This is a genomic window from Microbacterium bovistercoris (genome assembly GCF_003387575.1).
Lineage (GTDB): Bacteria > Actinomycetota > Actinomycetes > Actinomycetales > Microbacteriaceae > Microbacterium > Microbacterium bovistercoris.
This window is the reverse complement of sequence record NZ_QUAB01000045.1, coordinates 1-17818: the sequence shown is the minus strand read 5'-3', so window position 1 is coordinate 17818 and position 17818 is coordinate 1. Positions and strand designations below refer to the sequence as shown.

The following is a 17818-nucleotide window of genomic DNA, read 5'->3' as shown; positions in this document are numbered from 1 at the left end:
TGTATTACATGTTTGGGGTGAACTTTGACACGGTGCTCTCGGAGATGGCGCGCGCCTCGTCGGTGGAGGGTCCTGGCTCGTCCACGAACACGGCTTCGCGGTAGTACTGCAGCTCGCGGATGGACTCCAGGATGTCGGCCAGGGCGCGGTGTCCGCCGTCTTTCGCGGGGGCGTTGAAGAACACCCGGGGATACCAGCGGCGGGACAGTTCTTTGATGCTCGACACGTCGACGTTGCGGTAGTGCAGGTACTGGTCGAGCTCGGGCATGTACTTCGCCAGGAACATGCGGTCGGTGCCGATCGTGTTGCCGGCGAGAGGCGCCTTGCGCTCCTGGGGAACGAAGCGGCGGATGTAGGCGAGCGTCTGTGCCGTGGCCTCGGAGAGTGAGACCCCGTGCGGGATCTCCTCGATGAGGCCTGAGGCGCGGTGCATCTCGGTCACGAAGTCGCTCATGTGGTCGAGGGCGGCGTCGCTGGGCCTGATGACGATGCTGAAACCGGCATCGAGGGGATTCAAGGTGAAATCCGTGACGACGACGGCGATCTCGACGAGCTCGTCGACCGCGAGGTCGAGCCCGGTCATCTCGCAGTCGATCCAGACGAGCCGGTCGTTCTCAGACGCAGAAACCATGACTCGATCCTATCGACGGAGTCCGACACGGTAATCTGGAGGGATCGCGCCTCCTTAGCTCAGAGGAAGAGCATCGGCTTTCTAATCCGTTGGTCGCAGGTTCGAATCCTGCAGGGGGCACCACCACTCAGAAGCGCAGTGCGGCCACGGCGTCGTCCGCATCCCAGAACTCGCCGACCAGTAGGAACGAGCCGGTTCCGGCCCGCAGGCGCTCGGCGCGATAGCGGATGCCGAGCGGATCGGCGACGAGGCGGAGATGGCCGCGAATGGTGCCCTTCTCATCGATCACGCGCCAGAGCCGGTCTCCGGCCCGCTGAAGGGTCTCGCGCCCCGGGCTGATCGCAGGGGCCGTCCAGGGCAGCGCGAGTGCGGGGGTTCCGGTGTGTTCTGCGGTGATCATGATGTCGTCTCCTCTCGGATTCGAAGATAGAGACGGCCACCGACATCGCCTCCGGAGCCCCGCACCCGGCATCCGCTACTTGAGCTGGCCTCGCACCTCCCCACCCGGGTAGGTGCTGGTGTGGACGTTGACGTACCAGCCGCGCGGGCTGTCCTGGATGCCCTCCAGGATCGTCGGGTCGGACACCACGGTGCACGCGGCGACCTCGAACGAGGTGGTGCTCGGCACCCCCAGCGGGATGCGCACCGGACCCGCGACGCCCTGCTCTCCGATGTGAACGTGCGCGGCTGTCGCAGGCGCCGACAGGCCGGTCACGTCGAGCGAGTAGCAGAACCGGTCCCCGTCGATCACGTAGGTGAACTTGCCGTGGGCGCCGCCCTCCGCGCCGGTGACCTCCTGCCCGTTGTTGAGGGGGATCGCCGGTGCGGCATTGGCCACGGCTGCACCGCCGCCGATGCTGAGCAGCGCCAGACCGGCTGCTGCGACGGCTCGTGTGACGTTCTTCATGACTTCCTCACTTCGTCGTGGACGGACCGCGATGCACGGCGCAGCACGGCCTCTCTCGGAGCAACGATGCGGAGGACCCGAAGGTTCAGATCTCGTCGACGTGCGCGGGGCTCCGGCGGTCCATACACTGTGCTGGTGACGTGGACGACCTGGCTCTCGCTCCTGGTCGCCTGCGTCGTGATCAGCTTCACGCCGGGTGCCGGAGCGATCAACACCATGACCAACGCGCTGAACCAGGGCTGGCGCCGTTCACTCTGGGGCGTCGCCGGGCAGCAGGCTGCGCTGATCGTGCACGTCGTGATCGTCGCGGCCGGTGTCGGACTGCTGGTCGCGAAGTCGCCGCTGCTCTTCGAGACGATCCGCTATCTCGGTGCCGCCTATCTCGTGTTCCTCGGGGTCAGGCTGATGCTCACCAAGCCGCAGGCGGGGGAGGACGGCATCGTCGCGCCGGTGTCCCGCGAGGGCGGGTGGTCGATGTTCCGCCGCGGCTTCTGGGTGAACCTGCTGAATCCGAAGGCGATCGTGTTCTTCATCGCGTTCGTCCCGCAGTTCATCCGCCTCGATCAGGATCCGCTGCCTCAGTATCTGCTCCTGATCGCCACGGTCATCGTCGTCGACGTCCTCGTGATGTGGTTCTTCTTCGCCGCCGCGGCGAAATCCTTCCGGCGGTTCACCGCGAGTCTGCGGGGCCAGCGCGTGCTGAACCTCGTGTTCGGCGCGCTCTTCATCGGTGTCGCGGCACTGCTCCTGTTCGTGCACTGAAGGTCGGCTGCCACTCGTCCTGCACATCCGGCGGATCCGGCGGACTCTGCACAGTCACGGGTTTCCCGGCATCTGGCGCGGATCGCCGAGGTGCACGCTGGTGCGATCCGGGCATCGACCCGGGCTCACGAAGGAGAACGACATGTCCGACACAGTGACGATCCTGGGCAACGTGGCCAGCGATCCGCTGCGCAACACGACGGGCCGAGGCGACGCCGTGATCAGGTTCCGTCTCGCGTCCCCGCATCGATGGCTCGACAGGAGCACGGGCGCCTGGGTGGATGGGGAGACCAACTGGTACGACGTCTCGGCGTTCCGCCAGCTCGCCGAGAACGTGCGATCCTCGCTGCACAGCGGAGATCCTGTGATCGTCACCGGGCGGCTCAAAGTGCGCAAGTGGGAGGCCAACGGCAAGTCCGGCACGTCAGTCGAGATCGAGGCGGATGCGATCGGCCACAACCTGCGGCACGGAGCCAGCGCGTTCGTGAAGCCGCACCGTGCGCAGGCGCCCGATCCTGCAGAGCGCCTCGCGCCGCCGTCCGACGAGGACGCACCGGATCCCGGTGCTGCGGCGGACGCGTGGTCGGTGCCGGCCGAGGACCCGAGCGAGCAGCCGACCGAGGAGACGACGGCGTCGTACGCCGAACTCCTTCCGACGTGATCTGCGCCTTCACGCTCCCGTGGACGAGGCCGGGCGCCTCCGGGACCCGAACCCGGAGGCGCCCCCTCCTAGAATCGGAGGGTGCTCCGTGGACTGTCCGCCCTCCCGCGACGTGCTGTTCCCGTCATGGTGCTGCTGGCAGGGCTGCTCGTGATGACGGCCTGCACCCCGACGCCCTCGCCGGAGCCGAAGACGCCGCCGACCGCCCCGTCTCAGACCGTGCCGTCCCCGCAGCCGACGGCCACGTCTCCCGAACTGCACGTCGACGGCACGGCTGCCGACAATCTGCCGTTGTTCGGCGAGATCACCGCACGTGTCTGGTCCTCGTCGAAGCGGGCCGAAGGGCGCGCGTACATCGATGCGCTCGTCGCCGCGGGATTCCCCCGCGAGCGGATGCAGGTCACCGAGGACGAGACGACCGTCGGCAACCCCGTCGAGAGCCTGCAGTTCTCGGTGGCGTGGGGCGATGCGGAGTGCCTTGTCGGTCAGGTCGGGCCGTCCACGGGCGACCCCGTCACCGCAGTGCTGCCTCAGCTGGCCGAGGGACGCTGCCTGGTCGGCACGACGAGGCCCATCGACTGGTGAGCAGGCGCGGCCCCGTGGGCGAGCGTGCGCGGCGACGAAGGCCGGTAGGCTGGTGTGTCGGTGTGCGTCGGCACCGCAGACGCGCACCCCACATGCACACCCGCCGAAAGTAAGGGGCTCCTCCGTGGCCGAGTACATCTACTCCATGGTCCGCGCACGAAAGGCCGTGGGCGACAAGCTAATCCTCGATGACGTGACGATGGCGTTCCTGCCGGGCGCGAAGATCGGCATGGTCGGCCCGAACGGCGCCGGAAAGTCGACGATCCTGAAGATCATGGCCGGCCTGGACACGCCGTCCAACGGCGAGGCCAAGCTGACCCCGGGCTTCTCGGTCGGCATTCTCATGCAGGAGCCCGAGCTCGACGAGTCCAAGACCGTGCTGGAGAACATCCAGGACGGGATCGCCATCAAGGCGAAGGTCGACCGCTTCAACGAGATCTCCGCGCTGATGGCGGACCCCGATGCGGACTTCGACGCACTGCTCGCCGAGATGGGCACGCTGCAGGAGGAGATCGACGCCGCCGACGGCTGGGACCTCGACTCGCAGCTCGAGCAGGCGATGGACGCTCTCCGCACCCCTCCGGGAGACGCCGAGATCGCACCGCTCTCCGGTGGCGAGAAGCGTCGCGTCGCGCTGGCGAAGCTGCTGCTGCAGAAGCCCGACCTGCTGCTGCTCGACGAGCCCACCAACCACCTCGACGCGGAGAGCGTGCTCTGGCTGGAGCAGCACCTGCAGTCGTACAAGGGCGCCGTCATCGCGATCACCCACGACCGGTACTTCCTCGACCACGTCGCGGAATGGATCGCGGAGGTCGACCGCGGCCGGCTGATCGGCTACGAGGGCAACTACTCGACCTACCTGGAGAAGAAGGCCGAGCGCCTCGACATCCAGGGCAAGAAGGACGCCAAGCTCGCCAAGCGTCTGAAGGACGAGCTCGAGTGGGTGCGCTCCAGCGCCAAGGGTCGCCAGACCAAGTCGAAGGCCCGTCTGGCCCGGTACGAGGAGATGGCCGCGGAGGCGGAGCGCACGCGGAAGCTCGACTTCGAGGAGATCCAGATCCCGGCGGGTCCCCGCCTGGGCAACGTCGTGATCGAAGCGAAGAACCTGCAGAAGGGCTTCGGCGACCGCACGCTCATCGACGGACTGAGCTTCAGCCTGCCGCCGAACGGCATCGTCGGCGTGATCGGTCCGAACGGTGTCGGAAAGACCACCCTGTTCAAGACGATCGTCGGCCTCGAGCCCCTCGACGGCGGTGACCTGAAGATCGGCGAGACGGTCAAGATCAGCTACGTCGACCAGTCCCGTGCGAGCATCGACCCGAACAAGACCCTGTGGGAGGTCGTCTCGGACGGCCTCGACTACATCACGGTCGGCAAGATCGAGATCCCGTCGCGCGCCTATGTGTCGAAGTTCGGCTTCAAGGGCCCGGACCAGCAGAAGAAGGCCGGTGTGCTCTCCGGTGGTGAGCGCAACCGCCTGAACCTCGCCCTGACCCTGAAGGAGGGCGGCAACCTGCTGCTCCTCGACGAGCCGACCAACGACCTCGACGTCGAGACCCTGAGCTCGCTCGAGAACGCCCTGCTCGAGTTCCCCGGCTGCGCCGTGGTCATCACCCACGACCGCTGGTTCCTGGATCGCATCGCGACCCACATCCTCGCGTACGAGGGCACCGACGAGAACCCCGCCCAGTGGCACTGGTTCGAGGGCAACTTCGAGTCCTACGAGGCGAACAAGATCGAGCGCATGGGCCCGGAGGCGGCGCGCCCGCACCGCACCACGCACCGCAAGCTGCACCGCGACTAGGCGGCGGCGCGATGGCGGATCACCTGCACCTTCCCGTGCACCTGCGCTGGGGAGACCTGGACGCGTACAACCACGTCAACAACACCTCGATGCTGAAGCTGCTCGAGGAGGCGCGGGTGCGTGCGTTCTGGGTCCCCGGCGAGGGGGAGGAGGGGCCGCCGACCGCGATCCTCGATCCCGGCATCAGCCAGGGCATGCTCACGCTCGTCGCACGGCAGGAGATCGAGTACCTGGCGCCGGTGCCCTATCAGCGGCATCCACTGGACGTCGAGATGTGGTTCGGCAAGATCGGCGGCTCCAGCATGGAGGTCTGCTACGAGGTGTACAGCCCGATCGCGACGGACGGGCGCACCCTGTACGCACGCTCCACGGCGGTGATCGTGCTGGTGGATGCCGCGAGCGGCCGCCCCACCCGGATCACGCAGGAGATGCGCGAGGCGTGGGGCCCGTACATCGACGAGCCGATCCGCTACGCGCACCGCTGAGGCCGGCCCCGCGGCCAGAGGGCGTCAGTCGCCGGACGGCACGCGGATCATGATCTCCTGTGCGACGCTGGCGACGAGGACGCCGTCCCGGGTGTAGATCCTGCCGGCGGCGAGCCCGCGGCCGCCTCGGGCGTTCGGTGACTCCTGCACGTAGAGCAGCCACTCGTCGACACGTGCGTAGCGATGCCACCACATCGCGTGGTCCAGGCTCGCGACCTTGAGGCCGTGCTCGGCCCAGGACAAGCCGTGTGCGCGCAGGATCGATTCCTGGATGGACATGTCGCTGAGGTACGCGAGCGCGGCGCGATGCAGGCTCGGGGCATCCGGCAGTGGCGCGCGCATCCGCATCCAGACCGCCTGAGCGGCCACGCGCTCGGCCCCTGCCTCGACGTAGATCGGTCCTTCCACGTGGCGCATGTCCACGGGGCGATCGGTGAGCATCCGCTGCGACAGCGGGTGGATGCCGGGAGAGAGCGCCTCGTCGCCTGCCAGGGTGTCCGGATCGGGGATGCCCTCCGGCATCGGCGCGGCATGCTCGAGACCGGGCCCGTCGTCCTGGAACGAGGCGATCATCGAGAAGATCGGGACACCGTTCTGATAGGCCTGTGCACGTCTCGTCGAGAACGAGCGTCCGTCGTGGATGCGATCCACGGCGATCGTGATGCCCTTGGCCGCGTCTCCGGGCCGCAGGAAGTAGCCGTGCATCGAGTGCAGGATCCTGCCCTCGGCGACCGTGCGCTCCGCGCCGATCACCGACTGCGCGAGCACCTGTCCGCCGTAGATCCGGCCGGTCGGCATCGGGTGCGAGATGCCGGTGAAGATGTCCTCGGTCGTGCGCGCTCCCGACACGTCCAGAGTGAGCACCTGCAGCAGTCCGTCGACCGTCTCCTGCGCGTCCATCGCCCGCCTTTCACTCGATGACGCCGGCCGGGGCGGCACGGGGCACCGATGGATAGTCTAGATGTCGTGCCTCCTCGTCTCGTCCTCGCCGATGCTCACACCGCCCAGGACGTGCTGACGTTCCTCGGTCGCTCCCGCGCGATCTCGGATGACGGGGTGCGTCTCCAGGCCGCGAACGGCGTGCTCGCCCTCACCGCCGCGGCACTCGCGCCGCAGGGGCTGTTCGACCGCACGCCGACCGTGCTGGCCATGCGCATCGTGCACGCCGACCCCGAGCTGGAGTGCGATCTGGTCGTGGACGATCTCTCGGACACCGACGACGACCGGATGCTCCAGCTGCCGGACACCAGCCGGTCACCCGCATGGGCGGGGGTGGCACCGCCCCGCGGTGGCTGGCAGCCCGTCGGGTCGCTGGAGGCCGCGACGATCACGGAGCGCTCCCAGTGGGGCATGTCCGCGGTGGCGCGCGGCGCGGGGACGCAGTCCGGCGAGGAGGTCGTGCGCGGCATCCGGGCATCCGTCTGGGGCGAGCCGGATGATGACCTGCTCGGCCTGCCGCGGGGCGTCGCGTTCGCCGCGCAGGCGTTCGGATTCCTCGCCGGCGAGGAGCGGGTGCCGGTGACGGTCTCGGGTCGCTGGACGCGTCTGGCGTTCCGGCGCGGTCACGTGCTGAGCCGCGGTCCCGCCGTCACGGGGCTCACCGACGTGCGCGCGACCGGCGCCGTCGTCTAGCGCTGCTGCGCGGCTGCGCGCCCTGCCTGGCGTCCGGAGAACAGGCATCCGCCGAGGAACGTGCCCTCGAGTGCACGATAACCGTGCACTCCGCCGCCGCCGAACCCGCTGGCCTCGCCGGCCGCGTACAGGCCGCCGACCGGCTCGCCGGAGGCGTCGAGCGCACGGCCGTCGAGATCGGTCTGGATGCCGCCCAGCGACTTCCTGGTCAGCACGTGCAGCTTCACGGCGACCATCGGACCCGCGGCTGGATCCTGCAGCCGGTGCGGTGACGCGGTGCGGATCAGCTTGTCGCCGCGGTACGCGCGCATCGAGCGCAGCATCCCGATCTGGGCGTCCTTGGTGAAGTCGTTGTCGATCTCGCGATCGCGCGCGATCACTTCGCGGCGCACGCGGTCGAGGTCGAGCGCCTCACCGCCGGGCATCGCGGCCATGCGCACGAGCAGCGTATCCAGATCGTCCTCGACGATGAAGTCCGGCCCTTCGTCGAGGAAGGCCTGAACGGGGCCGGTCGGGCCCTTGGCGAGGCGGGACTTCACCAGCAGCTGGACGTCCTTGCCGGTGAGATCGGGGTTCTGCTCGCTGCCTGAGAGAGCGAACTCCTTCTCGACGATCTTCAGGGACGTGACGAACCAGGAGTGGTCGTGACCCGTCCTGCGCAGATGCGCCAGTGTGCCGAGTGTGTCGAAGCCGGGGAACAGGGGCACGGGCAGTCGCGCTCCGGTGGCGTCGAGCCACAGTGAGGAGGGGCCCGGGAGGATGCGGATGCCGTGTGAGGGCCACACCGGATCCCAGTTGGTGATGCCCTCCACGTAGTGCCACATCCGGTCCTCGTTGATCAGACGAGCACCGGCGGATCGTGCCACCTCGTGCATCGAGCCGTCGACGTAGGCGGGCACGCCGGTGAGCATGTGCTGCGGTGCGGTGCCGAGCCGTTCCGGCCAGACCTTTCGCACGAGGTCGTGATTTCCGCCGATGCCGCCGGAGGCCACGATCGTCGCCGCCGCGGTGATCTCGAAGCTTCCGACGACCTCGCGGCTGCTCATCTCGCCGCGATCTGCGGGGCTGTCGGCGAGCACGTCGCCGTGAGCGCCGGTGACGACGCCGTCGGTCGTCGTCAGCGCGGTGACTCTGTGCCGGGGGAGCACGGTCAGCCTGCCCGCCTTCTCAGCCTCGGACAGGGCGTCGACGAAGGGCGCGACGATGCCGGGACCGGTACCCCACGTGATGTGGAAGCGCGGCACCGAGTTGCCCGGCCCGATCGCGCCGTAGCCACCGCGCTCGGCCCAGCCGACCACAGGGAAGAAGCCGACTCCCCGTTCGCGCAGCCAGGAGCGCTTCTCGCCGGCGGCGAACTGCAGGTACGCCTCCGCCCAGCGCCTGGGCCACTCGTCCTCGGGGCGATCGAAGCCGGCATTGCCGAACCAGTCCTCCCTGGCCAGCTCGAGGGAGTCGCGGATGCCCATCCTGCGCTGCTCGGGCGAGTCGATGAGGAACAGGCCGCCGAAGGACCACCATGCCTGGCCGCCGAGGTTGGAGCGCGGCTCCTGGTCGATCACGGTGACGCGCCGGCCTGCGGTCACCGCCTCGGACGCGGCGACGAGGCCGGACAGACCCCAGCCGATGACGAGCACGTCGGTCTCGCGGGTACTGGTGGACATTGGCGACTCCTTCGTCGTCGATGCGAATGGCGGATGCTACGAGGTGAGACCGAGATCGGGGCGGATCTGCGCCTGCTGCACAGGTCCGACTCCGGAGGGTTCGAAGGTGTTCACGAGCGAATGCGCGGCGCGCTGCAGGTAGTCCCAGAACGTCGCGTCGTGCAGCGGAGAGAGCTGAGCCTCGTCGAGCGCCGTCCGCATGTGCGTGAGCCAGCGGTCCCGCGCATCCGGGTCGACGTGGAAGGGCACGTGCCGCATGCGGAGCCGGGGGTGGCCGCGCTGCTCGCCGTAGGTGGATGGCCCGCCCCAGTACTGCTCGAGGAACATCCGCAGGCGGTCCTCGGCGGGACCGAGGTCCTCCTCGGGGTACATCGGGCGCAGCACAGGATCGAGCGCGACCTCGCGGTAGAAGACGCTCGCGATCTTCTCGAACGTCTCGTGTCCGCCGATCTCGTCGTAGAACGTCACTTCTTGCCGCCTTCCGTGGTGCTGCCGTCGGGAGTCCCGCCGCTCTTCTTGCGCCGCCAGATGCCGCGCTCGACGGGCGGCACGCCCGTGATCGCATTGGGCCGGGTCTTCGGCGGGTTCGCGCCGCGCACGCGACGGGCGCCCTCGAGACCTGTCGGGCTGACCGCGGCCATGCTCGGGACGGCGATCTCCCTCTCGTCGAAGGCCTTCTTCAGCCGTGCGCGCAGTTCCTGCGCCACGTCGTCCTTGGCGTTCGCCCTGGTCTTGATCACCACGCGCACCACGAGGGCATCGCCCGCGATCGACTCCAGCCCCCAGATCTCCGGTTTCTCGATGATCCTGGTGCGCCACTTCGGATCCTTCGCCAGGGCCTGCGCGGTCTCCAGCATGGTCCGCTCGACGTCATCCAGGTCGCTGTCGACCGGCAGCCCGAGATCGACGATCGCGCGCGCCCACCCCTGGGACATGTTGCCGATGCGGGTGACTTCGCCGTTGCGGACGTACCAGAGCGTGCCGTTGACGTCACGCACCTGCGTGATGCGGACGCTGACGTATTCGACCACTCCGGTGGCGAGGCCGAGGTCGACGACATCGCCGATGCCGATCTGGTCCTCGGCGACGATGAACATGCCGTTCAACACGTCCTTGACGATGTTCTGCGCGCCGAAGCCGAGCCCGGCGCCGACGGCGGCCGTGAGCAGGGTGAGGGAGCCGAGAATGTCGGGGTTCACCGTGGTGACGATGAGGACCAGCGCCACGACCACGAGGGTGACGTTCACGATGTTCTGCAGGATGGTTCCGAGAGTGCGCGTGCGCTGCACCAGCCGCATATCCGCGAGCGGGGAGCGCTCCAGCGCGACGGTGTCGGCCACGTCCGCCTTGTTCTTGGCGTTGTCGACGATGCGGTGCACGACGCGTCGGATGACCAGGCGCAGCAGGAAGGCGATCGCGATGCAGACGGCGACGATGATCGCGATGTTCAGAAGCTTCGTGCCGACGACGCCGAGCACCTTCAGCACCGTCTCCCAGAAGGTGGGGTCGGTGGGATCGTCAGCGGCAGCGAAGGGGAGGAGCATCATCCCCTCGATCCTACCGATGAGGCCTCTCCGCACGCTGAGTGCGGAGAGGCCTCATCGGAGACGCTGGAGCTCAGTCCTCGGCGTCGCGGGCCTGAGCGGCGAGGGCGCGCTCGACGTCTGCGAGGTTCTCGTGCACGAGACGGCGCAGCGCGGGTGCGGCATCCTGGTTCGACGACAGCCAGGCCCGCGTCGCGTCCCGCAGCTCCACGCTCGCGAGCGAGCGCGGGTACAGGCCCACCACGAGGTAGTCGGCGATCTGGTACGTGCGCGACGCCCAGATCGGCAGCAGCATCTCGAAGTACTTCGGCACGAAGTCGCTGAGGACCTCGACGCCCGCGGGGTGCACGAATCCTGCTGCGGCAGCGCGCACGATCGTGTTCGGCAGGTCGGCGTTGTCGACCAGCGACGTCCACGCCGCCTGCTTGGCGTCAGCCGTGGGAAGCGCAGCACGTGCCTGTGCGGCGAACTCGGCGCCCTTCGAGGTGTTGTCGGCTGCGAGGGCGGCATCGATGGCGGCGGAATCCGTCGCGCCGACCGCGGCGAGCCCGACCAGCAGCTGCCAGGACAGGTCCGCGTCGATCTCGAGACCCGGCAGGGTCTCCTGACCGGACCGGAGGCGGCCGACGACGCCGGCGTGCTCCGGGGTGACGAGGATGTTCGCGAACGCGGTCACCAGCTGCAGCTGGCTGTCGCTGCCGGCGACGGCGCTCTGCGCGAGCGCCCACAGCCCGTCGGCCACCTTCTCGCGAGCGGCGGAACGCTGCGAAGGAGTGACGTAGCTCGAGGCGGCGAGGCCCAGCTGCGCCAGTGTCGTGCGGATGGTGGTCGACTCGGTCTCGCGGCCGATGTTGCCGAGCACCAGGTCGATGTAGTCGCTCGCGCTGCTCTCGGCGTCGCGGGTCTGGTCCCAGGCCGCGCCCCACACCAGGGAGCGGGCGAGCGGGTCGCTGATGTCGGAGAGGTGCTCGATGGCCGTGGCCAGCGACTTGTCGTCGAGGCGGATCTTCGCGTAGGCGAGGTCCTTGTCGTTCAGCAGCACCAGGGCAGGGCGCTTCAGCCCCTGCAGCTCAGGGATCTCGGTGCGGTCCCCGTCGACGTCGACCTCCACGTAGTGGGTGCGCACCAGAGCGCCGCCGTCGAGGTCGTAGAAGCCGATGCCCAGGCGGTGCGGGCGGATCGTCGGGTAGTCCGCCGGTGCGGTCTGAGTGACGGCGAACCGGGTGATCACTCCGCTGGAGTCCTCGGCGATCACCGGAGCGAGCGTGTTGACGCCGGCGGTCTCGAGCCACTTCTTCGACCAGGAGGTGAGGTCGCGGCCGCTGGTGCGCTCCAGCTCGACGAGCAGGTCGCTCAACTCGGTGTTGCCCCAGGAGTGCTTCTGGAAGTACGCCGAGACGCCCGCGAAGAACGCGTCGATGCCGACCCAGGCGGTCAGCTGCTTGAGCACCGATCCGCCCTTGGCGTAGGTGATTCCATCGAAGTTGACCAGCACGTCCTCGAGGTCGTTGATCTCGGCGACGACGGGGTGCGTGGAGGGCAGCTGGTCCTGGCGGTAGGCCCAGGTCTTCTCCATGGCGTTGAACGTGGTCCACGCCTCGGTCCACTCGGTGGCCTCGGCGGTGGCGATGGTCGACGCCCACTCGGCGAACGACTCGTTGAGCCAGAGGTCGTTCCACCATTTCATGGTGACCAGGTCGCCGAACCACATGTGCGCCAGCTCATGCAGGATCGTGACGACGCGGCGCTCCTTGACGGCGTCGGTCACCTTGCTGCGGAACACGTAGGTCTCGGTGAAGGTCACGGCGCCGGCGTTCTCCATGGCGCCCGCGTTGAACTCGGGGACGAAGAGCTGGTCGTACTTCGCGAACGGGTACGGAACGCCGAACTTCGACTCGAAGTACGCGAAGCCCTCCCGGGTCTTGTCGAAGATGTAATCGGCGTCCAGGTGCTGCCACAGGCTCTTGCGGCCGTAGACGCCGAGCGGGATGACCCGGCCCGAGGCGCTGGTCAGCTCCGAGAACGTCGCCTCGTAGGGACCCGCGACGAGGGCGGTGATGTACGACGAGATGCGCGGGGTGGGCTCGAAGCCCCAGGTGGCGATCTGACCGGTCCCTGAGCCCGACGAAGGGTCGTGAACGATCGGCTCGGGGGTCGGCGAGTTCGACACGACCTTCCACGCCGCAGGGGCGGTGACCGTGAACTGGAAGGTCGCCTTCAGATCGGGCTGCTCGAAGACCGCGAACACGCGCCGGGAGTCCGGCACCTCGAACTGGGAGTAGAGGTAGACCTCACCGTCGACGGGGTCCACGAAGCGGTGCAGGCCCTCACCGGTGTTCGTGTACAGGCAGTCGGCGTCCACGACCAGCACGTTCTCCGCCTGCAGGTCGGAAAGCGCGATGCGCGAGTCCGCGAACACCGCGCTGGGGTCGAGCTGCTCTCCGTTGAGCGAGATCTCGCGCACGTCGCGGGCGATGAGGTCGATGAAGGTGAAGGCCCCCGGCGTCGCCGTGAAGCGCACGACGCTGCGCGACCCGAACACCTCTTCGCCCTTGGTGAGGTCGAGGGTGACCTCATAGGACTGCGTGTCGATGACGTCGCGGCGCTCCTGCGCTTCGATGCGGGTGAGGTTCTCTCCAGGCACAGCTGTTCTCCCAGTGGTGAGGGGGTGTCGCCACGGTCCGGCGCTGCTGGCGCCGACGGCAACCATGACAGCCTACGCCAGGCATCCGCGCCGCCGAATTCCACGGCGCCGGAGATCGGGCCAGTCATAGGGAGCGGTGGAAGTATGGTCGGGTGACCGCCAACCCTGTCGATTCCGTTCCGTTCGCCTCCGCCGCAGCCGCCTCCGGCGCGCCCTACGTGGAGTCCCCCGTCGCCTACGACGCGATCCTGCTGGCCGGCTTCGGCGGCCCCGAAGGGCAGGACGATGTGATCCCGTTCCTGCGCAACGTCACCCGCGGGCGGGGGATCCCCGACGAGCGTCTTGAAGAGGTGGCGCATCACTATCGCCACTTCGGGGGCGTGAGCCCCATCAACGGTCAGAACAGGGCGCTGAAGGCGGCACTGGAGCAGGAGCTCGCCGCACGTTCGATCGATCTGCCCGTGTACTGGGGCAATCGCAACTGGGCCCCGTACCTGGAGGACGCCGTCGCAGAGGCGGCGGCGAACGGCCACACGACGCTGCTCGCGTTCGCGACGAGCGCCTACAGCTCGTTCTCGAGCTGCCGGCAGTACAGAGAGGACTTCGCGCGCGTCCTGGGGGGCACGCAGTACGAGGACGTCGTCACCATCGACAAGATCCGTCCGTTCTTCGATCACCCCGGCTTCGTCCAGGCGTTCGTGGACGGCGTGCACGACGCGATCTCCGGCTTCCTCGCGGACGGGATCGCACCGGATGCGGTGCAGGTGCTCTTCTCGACGCACAGCATTCCGTCCGCCGACGCGGTGCGCTCCGGCCCCCGTGACGTGGACTGGGGTGAGGGCGGTGCTTATGCCGCGCAGCACGAGGCCGTGGCCGCCTGGGTGATGGATCGCGTCGCCCAGCTGATGCCCTCGGCCGCCGACGTGCCGTGGGAGCTCGTGTACCAGTCGCGGTCGGGCCCCGCCTCGCAGCCGTGGCTCGAGCCCGACGTCTGCGACGTGATCGAGGAACTCTCGGAGCGGGGCCGGCAGGCCGTCGTGGTCGTACCCGTCGGATTCATGAGCGACCACATGGAAGTGCTGTGGGACCTCGACACCGAGGCGCGAGAGGCGGCGGAAGGTGCAGGCCTGCGTTTCGTCCGCACACCGACACCGGGTGTGTCGGCCGGGTTCGTCGCGGGGATCGTCGACCTCGTCCAGGAGCGGCTCGAGGGCCGTCCCCCCGCGGACCGCGCTCACGTGACAGATCTGGGCCCGTCGTTCGACATCTGCCGGCCTGGATGCTGCGAGAACGTTCGCGCCGGGTTCAAGCCCGCCGCGGCGGGCCTCGCTCCGTGACGCGATGAGAAGTCCGTCGGCGCCGGGGTGGCGGGTCCCGCGCCGAATAGGATGAAATCCATGCGCATCCACCTCGCCACCGATCACGCCGGACTCGACTTCTCCACTCGCCTGCAGGAGCACCTGCGCGCGGCCGGACACGAGGTGGTCGACCACGGGCCGCTGACTTACGACGCGCTGGACGACTACCCGGCGTTCTGCATCCGTGCGGCGCAGGCCGTCGTCGCCGACCAGTCGGCGGGCGTCGAGGCGCTCGGCGTCGTCTTCGGCGGCTCGGGCAACGGCGAGCAGATCGCCGCGAACAAGGTCGAGGGCATCCGGGCCGCACTGGTCTGGAACGCCTCCACGGCGGAGCTCGCCCGTGAGCACAACGACGCCAACGTGATCTCGATCGGTGCGCGTCAGCACACGTTCGACGAGGTGACCTCGTTCATCGACCTCTTCATCGCCACGCCGTTCTCCCAGGAGGAGCGTCACGTGCGGCGGATCGGTCAGATCGCCGACTTCGAGCGCGACGGATCTCTGCTTCCGGACCCGCGGGCCTGAGATGCCAGAGGGCCATTCCGTCCACCGCATCGCCCGTCAGTTCGACCGCAACTTCGTCGGCCGTGAGGTGCGCGCCTCCAGTCCGCAGGGACGTTTCTCCGAGGGCGCAGAGTTCCTGAGCGGGCGCGAACTGCTCGAGGCGAAGGCCGTCGGCAAGCAGATGTTCCTCGGCTTCGACGGCGACGCGTGGCTGCGCGTGCACCTCGGCCTCTACGGCGCGTGGGACTTCGCCGGCGAGATCCTCGTCGATCCGACGATCGCGTCGGCCAACGGGCGCATGGGACAGACGAACCAGCGCGGCACCGATCTCGACGCCCCGATCCTCGACGACGCGGGCGAGAACTCGCTCACCTCGATCGGGGCGCCGCGGCGCACACGCGTGCATGTCCGGATGTCGGAGCAGACCAAGGGCCTCGAGGACGAGGGCGACCAGTGGCCGCCGCCCGTGGTCGGGCAGGTCCGGGTGCGCCTGCTCACGGACGTGACGTGCGCCGACCTGCGCGGCCCGACCGCCTGCCACGTGCAGACGCCGGACGAGATGCTCGCCACGATCGCGAAACTGGGGCCGGATCCCCTCGTCGGGGACCCCGCGGAGGGCGAGGAGCGCTTCACCGCCGCCGTGCGGAAGAAGGGCACGCCCATCGCGCTGCTCCTGATGGATCAGGCGGTCGTCAGCGGGATCGGCAACGTCTACCGTGCCGAGATGCTGTTCCGGGCCCGGCTGAACCCGCACACTCCCGGCAAGCAGGTGCCCGAGGACGTCGTGCGCGAGCTCTGGCGGGACTGGGTGCGCCTGCTGGCCATCGGCGTCGAGACCGGGCAGATGATGACCATGGACGACCTGTCGCCGGACGAGTACCGCGCGGCGATGGCGAGTCGCGACGACCGGCACTGGGTGTACCACAGGGCCGGCCTGCCGTGCCGGGTGTGCGGCACGGAGATCGCACTGGAGGAGATCGGGGCGCGGAAGCTGTACTGGTGCCCTTCCTGCCAGCGCTGATCCTCGACTCACCGCACGGAGGATGCAAGCCTGAGAGCACGCTGTGAAAAGATGACGGGGTCCTCTGCAACGACGCGACAGGAGATCCCATGGACCTTTCCGGCCTGCAATCCGTTCTCGAGAAGATCAGTTCCTGGATCTGGGGACCGTGGATCCTCATCCCGCTGCTGCTCGGAACCGGCCTCTATCTGACCATCCGCCTGGGCGGCCTGCAGTTCCTCCGTCTCGGTGCGGCACTTCGCCTGGGCATCTTCACCCGTAAGGACCCGGGCGCGGACGACGGTGACATCTCGCAGTTCCAGGCGCTCACCACGGCGCTGGCCGCCACAGTCGGCACCGGAAACATCGTGGGCGTCGCGACCGCCATCGGCATCGGCGGCCCCGGCGCGCTGTTCTGGATGTGGGTGACCGGTCTGCTCGGCATGGCATCGAAGTACTCCGAGGCGTTCCTCGGCGTGCGCTTTCGCAAGACGGATGCCGCCGGCGAGAAGTCCGGCGGCCCGCAGTACTACCTGGAGCGGGGCATCCCGAACAGGTTCGGCAAGTTCCTCGCGCTGTTCTTCGCGATCGCGGCGGTGTTCGCCTGCTTCGGCATCGGCAACATGACCCAGGGCAACTCCATCGCCACGAACATGGAGAACAGCTTCAGCGTTCCGACGTGGGTGACGGGGCTCGTCCTCACCGCCTTCGCGATGCTGGTTCTCGTGGGCGGCATCAAGTCGATCGGACGCGTGACGGCCGGCCTGGTGCCGATCATGATCATCTTCTACGTGCTCGGCGCCCTCTACATCCTGATCGCCAACATCGCCGACGTCCCCGCCGCTTTCGCGCAGATCTTCACCGACGCGTTCACCGGCACGGCGCCGGTCGGCGGCTTCGCCGGGTCGGCGATCATCATCGCCGTGCAGTTCGGCGTCGCCCGAGGCATCTTCTCCAACGAGTCCGGCATGGGGTCGGCGGCGATCGCCGCGGCTGCGGCCAAGACGACGCACCCCGTTCGTCAGGGGCTGGTGTCGATGACCCAGACGTTCATCGACACGATCATCGTGGTGACCTGCACCGGGCTGGTGATCATCACGACCGGCGTGTGGGACATGACCGATCCCGAGACCGGCGCGCAGATCAGCCCGGCGCTCATGACCGGTGAGGCGTTCTCGCACGGTCTGCCCGGTGAGTGGGGACACTACATCGTCACGATCGGTCTGGTGATGTTCGCCGGGTCCACGATCCTGGGCTGGTCGTACTACGGCGAGCGCTGCATCGAGCGTCTGCTGGGGCGCCGCGCGGTGATGCCGTTCCGCGTGGTGTTCTCGCTCGTGGTGTTCATCGGCTGCACGGTGCAGCTGGGTGTGGTCTGGGCGTTCTCCGACGTGATGAACGGACTGATGGCGATCCCGAACCTGATCGGACTGCTCATCCTGTCGGGCCTGATCGCCCGCGAGACGAAGAGATACCTCGACAACGACCCGAAGCTTCTGGCCTCGAAGGATCAGATCGATGCCTTCATGGCCGGCGATCGGGACTTCGAGGAGTGGAAGACGCAGGCGATCCCGGTGGTCGGCACCGAGAAGTGATGCGCCACGGCGACGGCGCCCCGGGGAGCGTCCTCCGGGGCGCCG

General features: G+C 68.4%; 18 protein-coding genes and 1 tRNA gene. 11 read left to right on the top strand and 8 right to left on the bottom strand.

What is annotated here, in order from left to right; translation table 11 throughout:
• Positions 1 to 4: 4 nt before the first annotated feature.
• Positions 5 to 631 carry an oligoribonuclease gene (gene orn / locus DY023_RS12510; protein WP_116242674.1) on the bottom strand — a complete coding sequence of 209 codons (627 nt, stop codon included), beginning with the start codon at positions 629 to 631 and terminating at the stop codon, positions 5 to 7.
• 48 nt (positions 632 to 679) lie between these two features.
• On the opposite strand from orn, the gene DY023_RS12505 reads away from it, so the two are divergent.
• A tRNA-Arg gene (locus DY023_RS12505) sits at positions 680 to 754 on the top strand.
• Between the two features lie 4 nt (positions 755 to 758).
• On the opposite strand, the gene DY023_RS12500 is transcribed toward DY023_RS12505, so the two are convergent.
• Together DY023_RS12500 and DY023_RS12495 are read right to left on the bottom strand one after the other, a co-directional pair.
• Positions 759 to 1031, bottom strand: a complete 273-nt coding sequence (locus DY023_RS12500) for a hypothetical protein (protein WP_116242673.1) — start codon at positions 1029 to 1031, stop codon at positions 759 to 761.
• A 75-nt stretch (positions 1032 to 1106) separates the two neighbouring features.
• The gene (locus DY023_RS12495) at positions 1107 to 1538 is read right to left on the bottom strand and encodes a CHRD domain-containing protein (protein WP_116242672.1); all 432 of its coding nucleotides are present in this window, start codon (positions 1536 to 1538) and stop codon (positions 1107 to 1109) included.
• A gap of 135 nt (positions 1539 to 1673) precedes the next feature.
• Here DY023_RS12495 and DY023_RS12490 point away from each other — a divergent pair, with 135 nt between their 5' ends.
• The 5 genes from DY023_RS12490 to DY023_RS12470 all read left to right on the top strand — a co-directional run bounded on the left by DY023_RS12490 (position 1674) and on the right by DY023_RS12470 (position 5835).
• Positions 1674 to 2300 carry a LysE family transporter gene (locus tag DY023_RS12490; RefSeq protein ID WP_116242808.1) on the top strand — a complete coding sequence of 209 codons (627 nt, stop codon included), beginning with the start codon at positions 1674 to 1676 and terminating at the stop codon, positions 2298 to 2300.
• Positions 2301 to 2442: 142 nt separating this feature from the next.
• Positions 2443 to 2961 carry a single-stranded DNA-binding protein gene (locus tag DY023_RS12485; protein ID WP_116242671.1) on the top strand — a complete coding sequence of 173 codons (519 nt, stop codon included), beginning with the start codon at positions 2443 to 2445 and terminating at the stop codon, positions 2959 to 2961.
• An 81-nt stretch (positions 2962 to 3042) separates the two neighbouring features.
• Entirely contained in the window at positions 3043 to 3546 is a 504-nt protein-coding gene (locus tag DY023_RS18285) for a DUF6993 domain-containing protein (RefSeq protein ID WP_245958688.1), read from the top strand.
• A gap of 124 nt (positions 3547 to 3670) precedes the next feature.
• On the top strand, positions 3671 to 5350 hold the full coding sequence (gene ettA / locus DY023_RS12475) for an energy-dependent translational throttle protein EttA (RefSeq protein WP_116242670.1): 1680 nt from the start codon (positions 3671 to 3673) through the stop codon (positions 5348 to 5350).
• A gap of 11 nt (positions 5351 to 5361) precedes the next feature.
• Entirely contained in the window at positions 5362 to 5835 is a 474-nt protein-coding gene (locus DY023_RS12470) for an acyl-CoA thioesterase (protein WP_116242669.1), read from the top strand.
• 24 nt (positions 5836 to 5859) lie between these two features.
• On the opposite strand, the gene DY023_RS12465 is transcribed toward DY023_RS12470, so the two are convergent.
• Positions 5860 to 6735 (bottom strand): acyl-CoA thioesterase, encoded by an 876-nt coding sequence (locus DY023_RS12465; RefSeq protein WP_116242668.1) that lies wholly within the window; start codon positions 6733 to 6735, stop codon positions 5860 to 5862.
• Between the two features lie 66 nt (positions 6736 to 6801).
• Here DY023_RS12465 and DY023_RS12460 point away from each other — a divergent pair, with 66 nt between their 5' ends.
• On the top strand, positions 6802 to 7467 hold the full coding sequence (locus DY023_RS12460) for a DUF8185 domain-containing protein (RefSeq protein WP_181905844.1): 666 nt from the start codon (positions 6802 to 6804) through the stop codon (positions 7465 to 7467).
• Here the strand turns inward: DY023_RS12460 and DY023_RS12455 are convergent.
• From DY023_RS12455 to pepN, 4 genes are all read right to left on the bottom strand, one after another.
• The gene (locus DY023_RS12455) at positions 7464 to 9128 is read right to left on the bottom strand and encodes an FAD-binding dehydrogenase (RefSeq protein WP_116242666.1); all 1665 of its coding nucleotides are present in this window, start codon (positions 9126 to 9128) and stop codon (positions 7464 to 7466) included. The two genes, DY023_RS12460 and DY023_RS12455, sit on opposite strands and share 4 nt — an antisense overlap.
• A gap of 36 nt (positions 9129 to 9164) precedes the next feature.
• The gene (locus DY023_RS12450) at positions 9165 to 9596 is read right to left on the bottom strand and encodes a globin (protein WP_116242665.1); all 432 of its coding nucleotides are present in this window, start codon (positions 9594 to 9596) and stop codon (positions 9165 to 9167) included.
• Positions 9593 to 10672, bottom strand: coding sequence for a mechanosensitive ion channel family protein (locus DY023_RS12445; protein ID WP_116242806.1), 1080 nt, complete (start codon positions 10670 to 10672; stop codon positions 9593 to 9595). Before DY023_RS12445 ends, DY023_RS12450 begins: the two co-directional genes overlap by 4 nt.
• 73 nt (positions 10673 to 10745) lie before the next feature.
• Entirely contained in the window at positions 10746 to 13316 is a 2571-nt protein-coding gene (gene pepN, locus DY023_RS12440; protein ID WP_116242664.1) for an aminopeptidase N, read from the bottom strand.
• A gap of 152 nt (positions 13317 to 13468) precedes the next feature.
• Here pepN and DY023_RS12435 point away from each other — a divergent pair, with 152 nt between their 5' ends.
• The 4 genes from DY023_RS12435 (at position 13469) to DY023_RS12420 (ending at position 17773) form a co-directional block, all read left to right on the top strand.
• A complete protein-coding gene (locus DY023_RS12435; RefSeq protein ID WP_116242663.1) occupies positions 13469 to 14653 on the top strand; it encodes a ferrochelatase in 1185 nt (394 codons plus the stop codon).
• A gap of 60 nt (positions 14654 to 14713) precedes the next feature.
• Positions 14714 to 15199, top strand: a complete 486-nt coding sequence (locus DY023_RS12430; RefSeq protein ID WP_116242662.1) for a ribose-5-phosphate isomerase — start codon at positions 14714 to 14716, stop codon at positions 15197 to 15199.
• A 1-nt stretch (position 15200) separates the two neighbouring features.
• Positions 15201 to 16199 (top strand): Fpg/Nei family DNA glycosylase, encoded by a 999-nt coding sequence (locus tag DY023_RS12425; RefSeq protein ID WP_116242661.1) that lies wholly within the window; start codon positions 15201 to 15203, stop codon positions 16197 to 16199.
• A gap of 89 nt (positions 16200 to 16288) precedes the next feature.
• Positions 16289 to 17773: an alanine/glycine:cation symporter family protein gene (locus DY023_RS12420; RefSeq protein WP_116242660.1), complete on the top strand. Its 1485-nt coding sequence runs from the start codon at positions 16289 to 16291 to the stop codon at positions 17771 to 17773.
• The last annotated feature ends 45 nt before the right edge of the window (positions 17774 to 17818 follow it).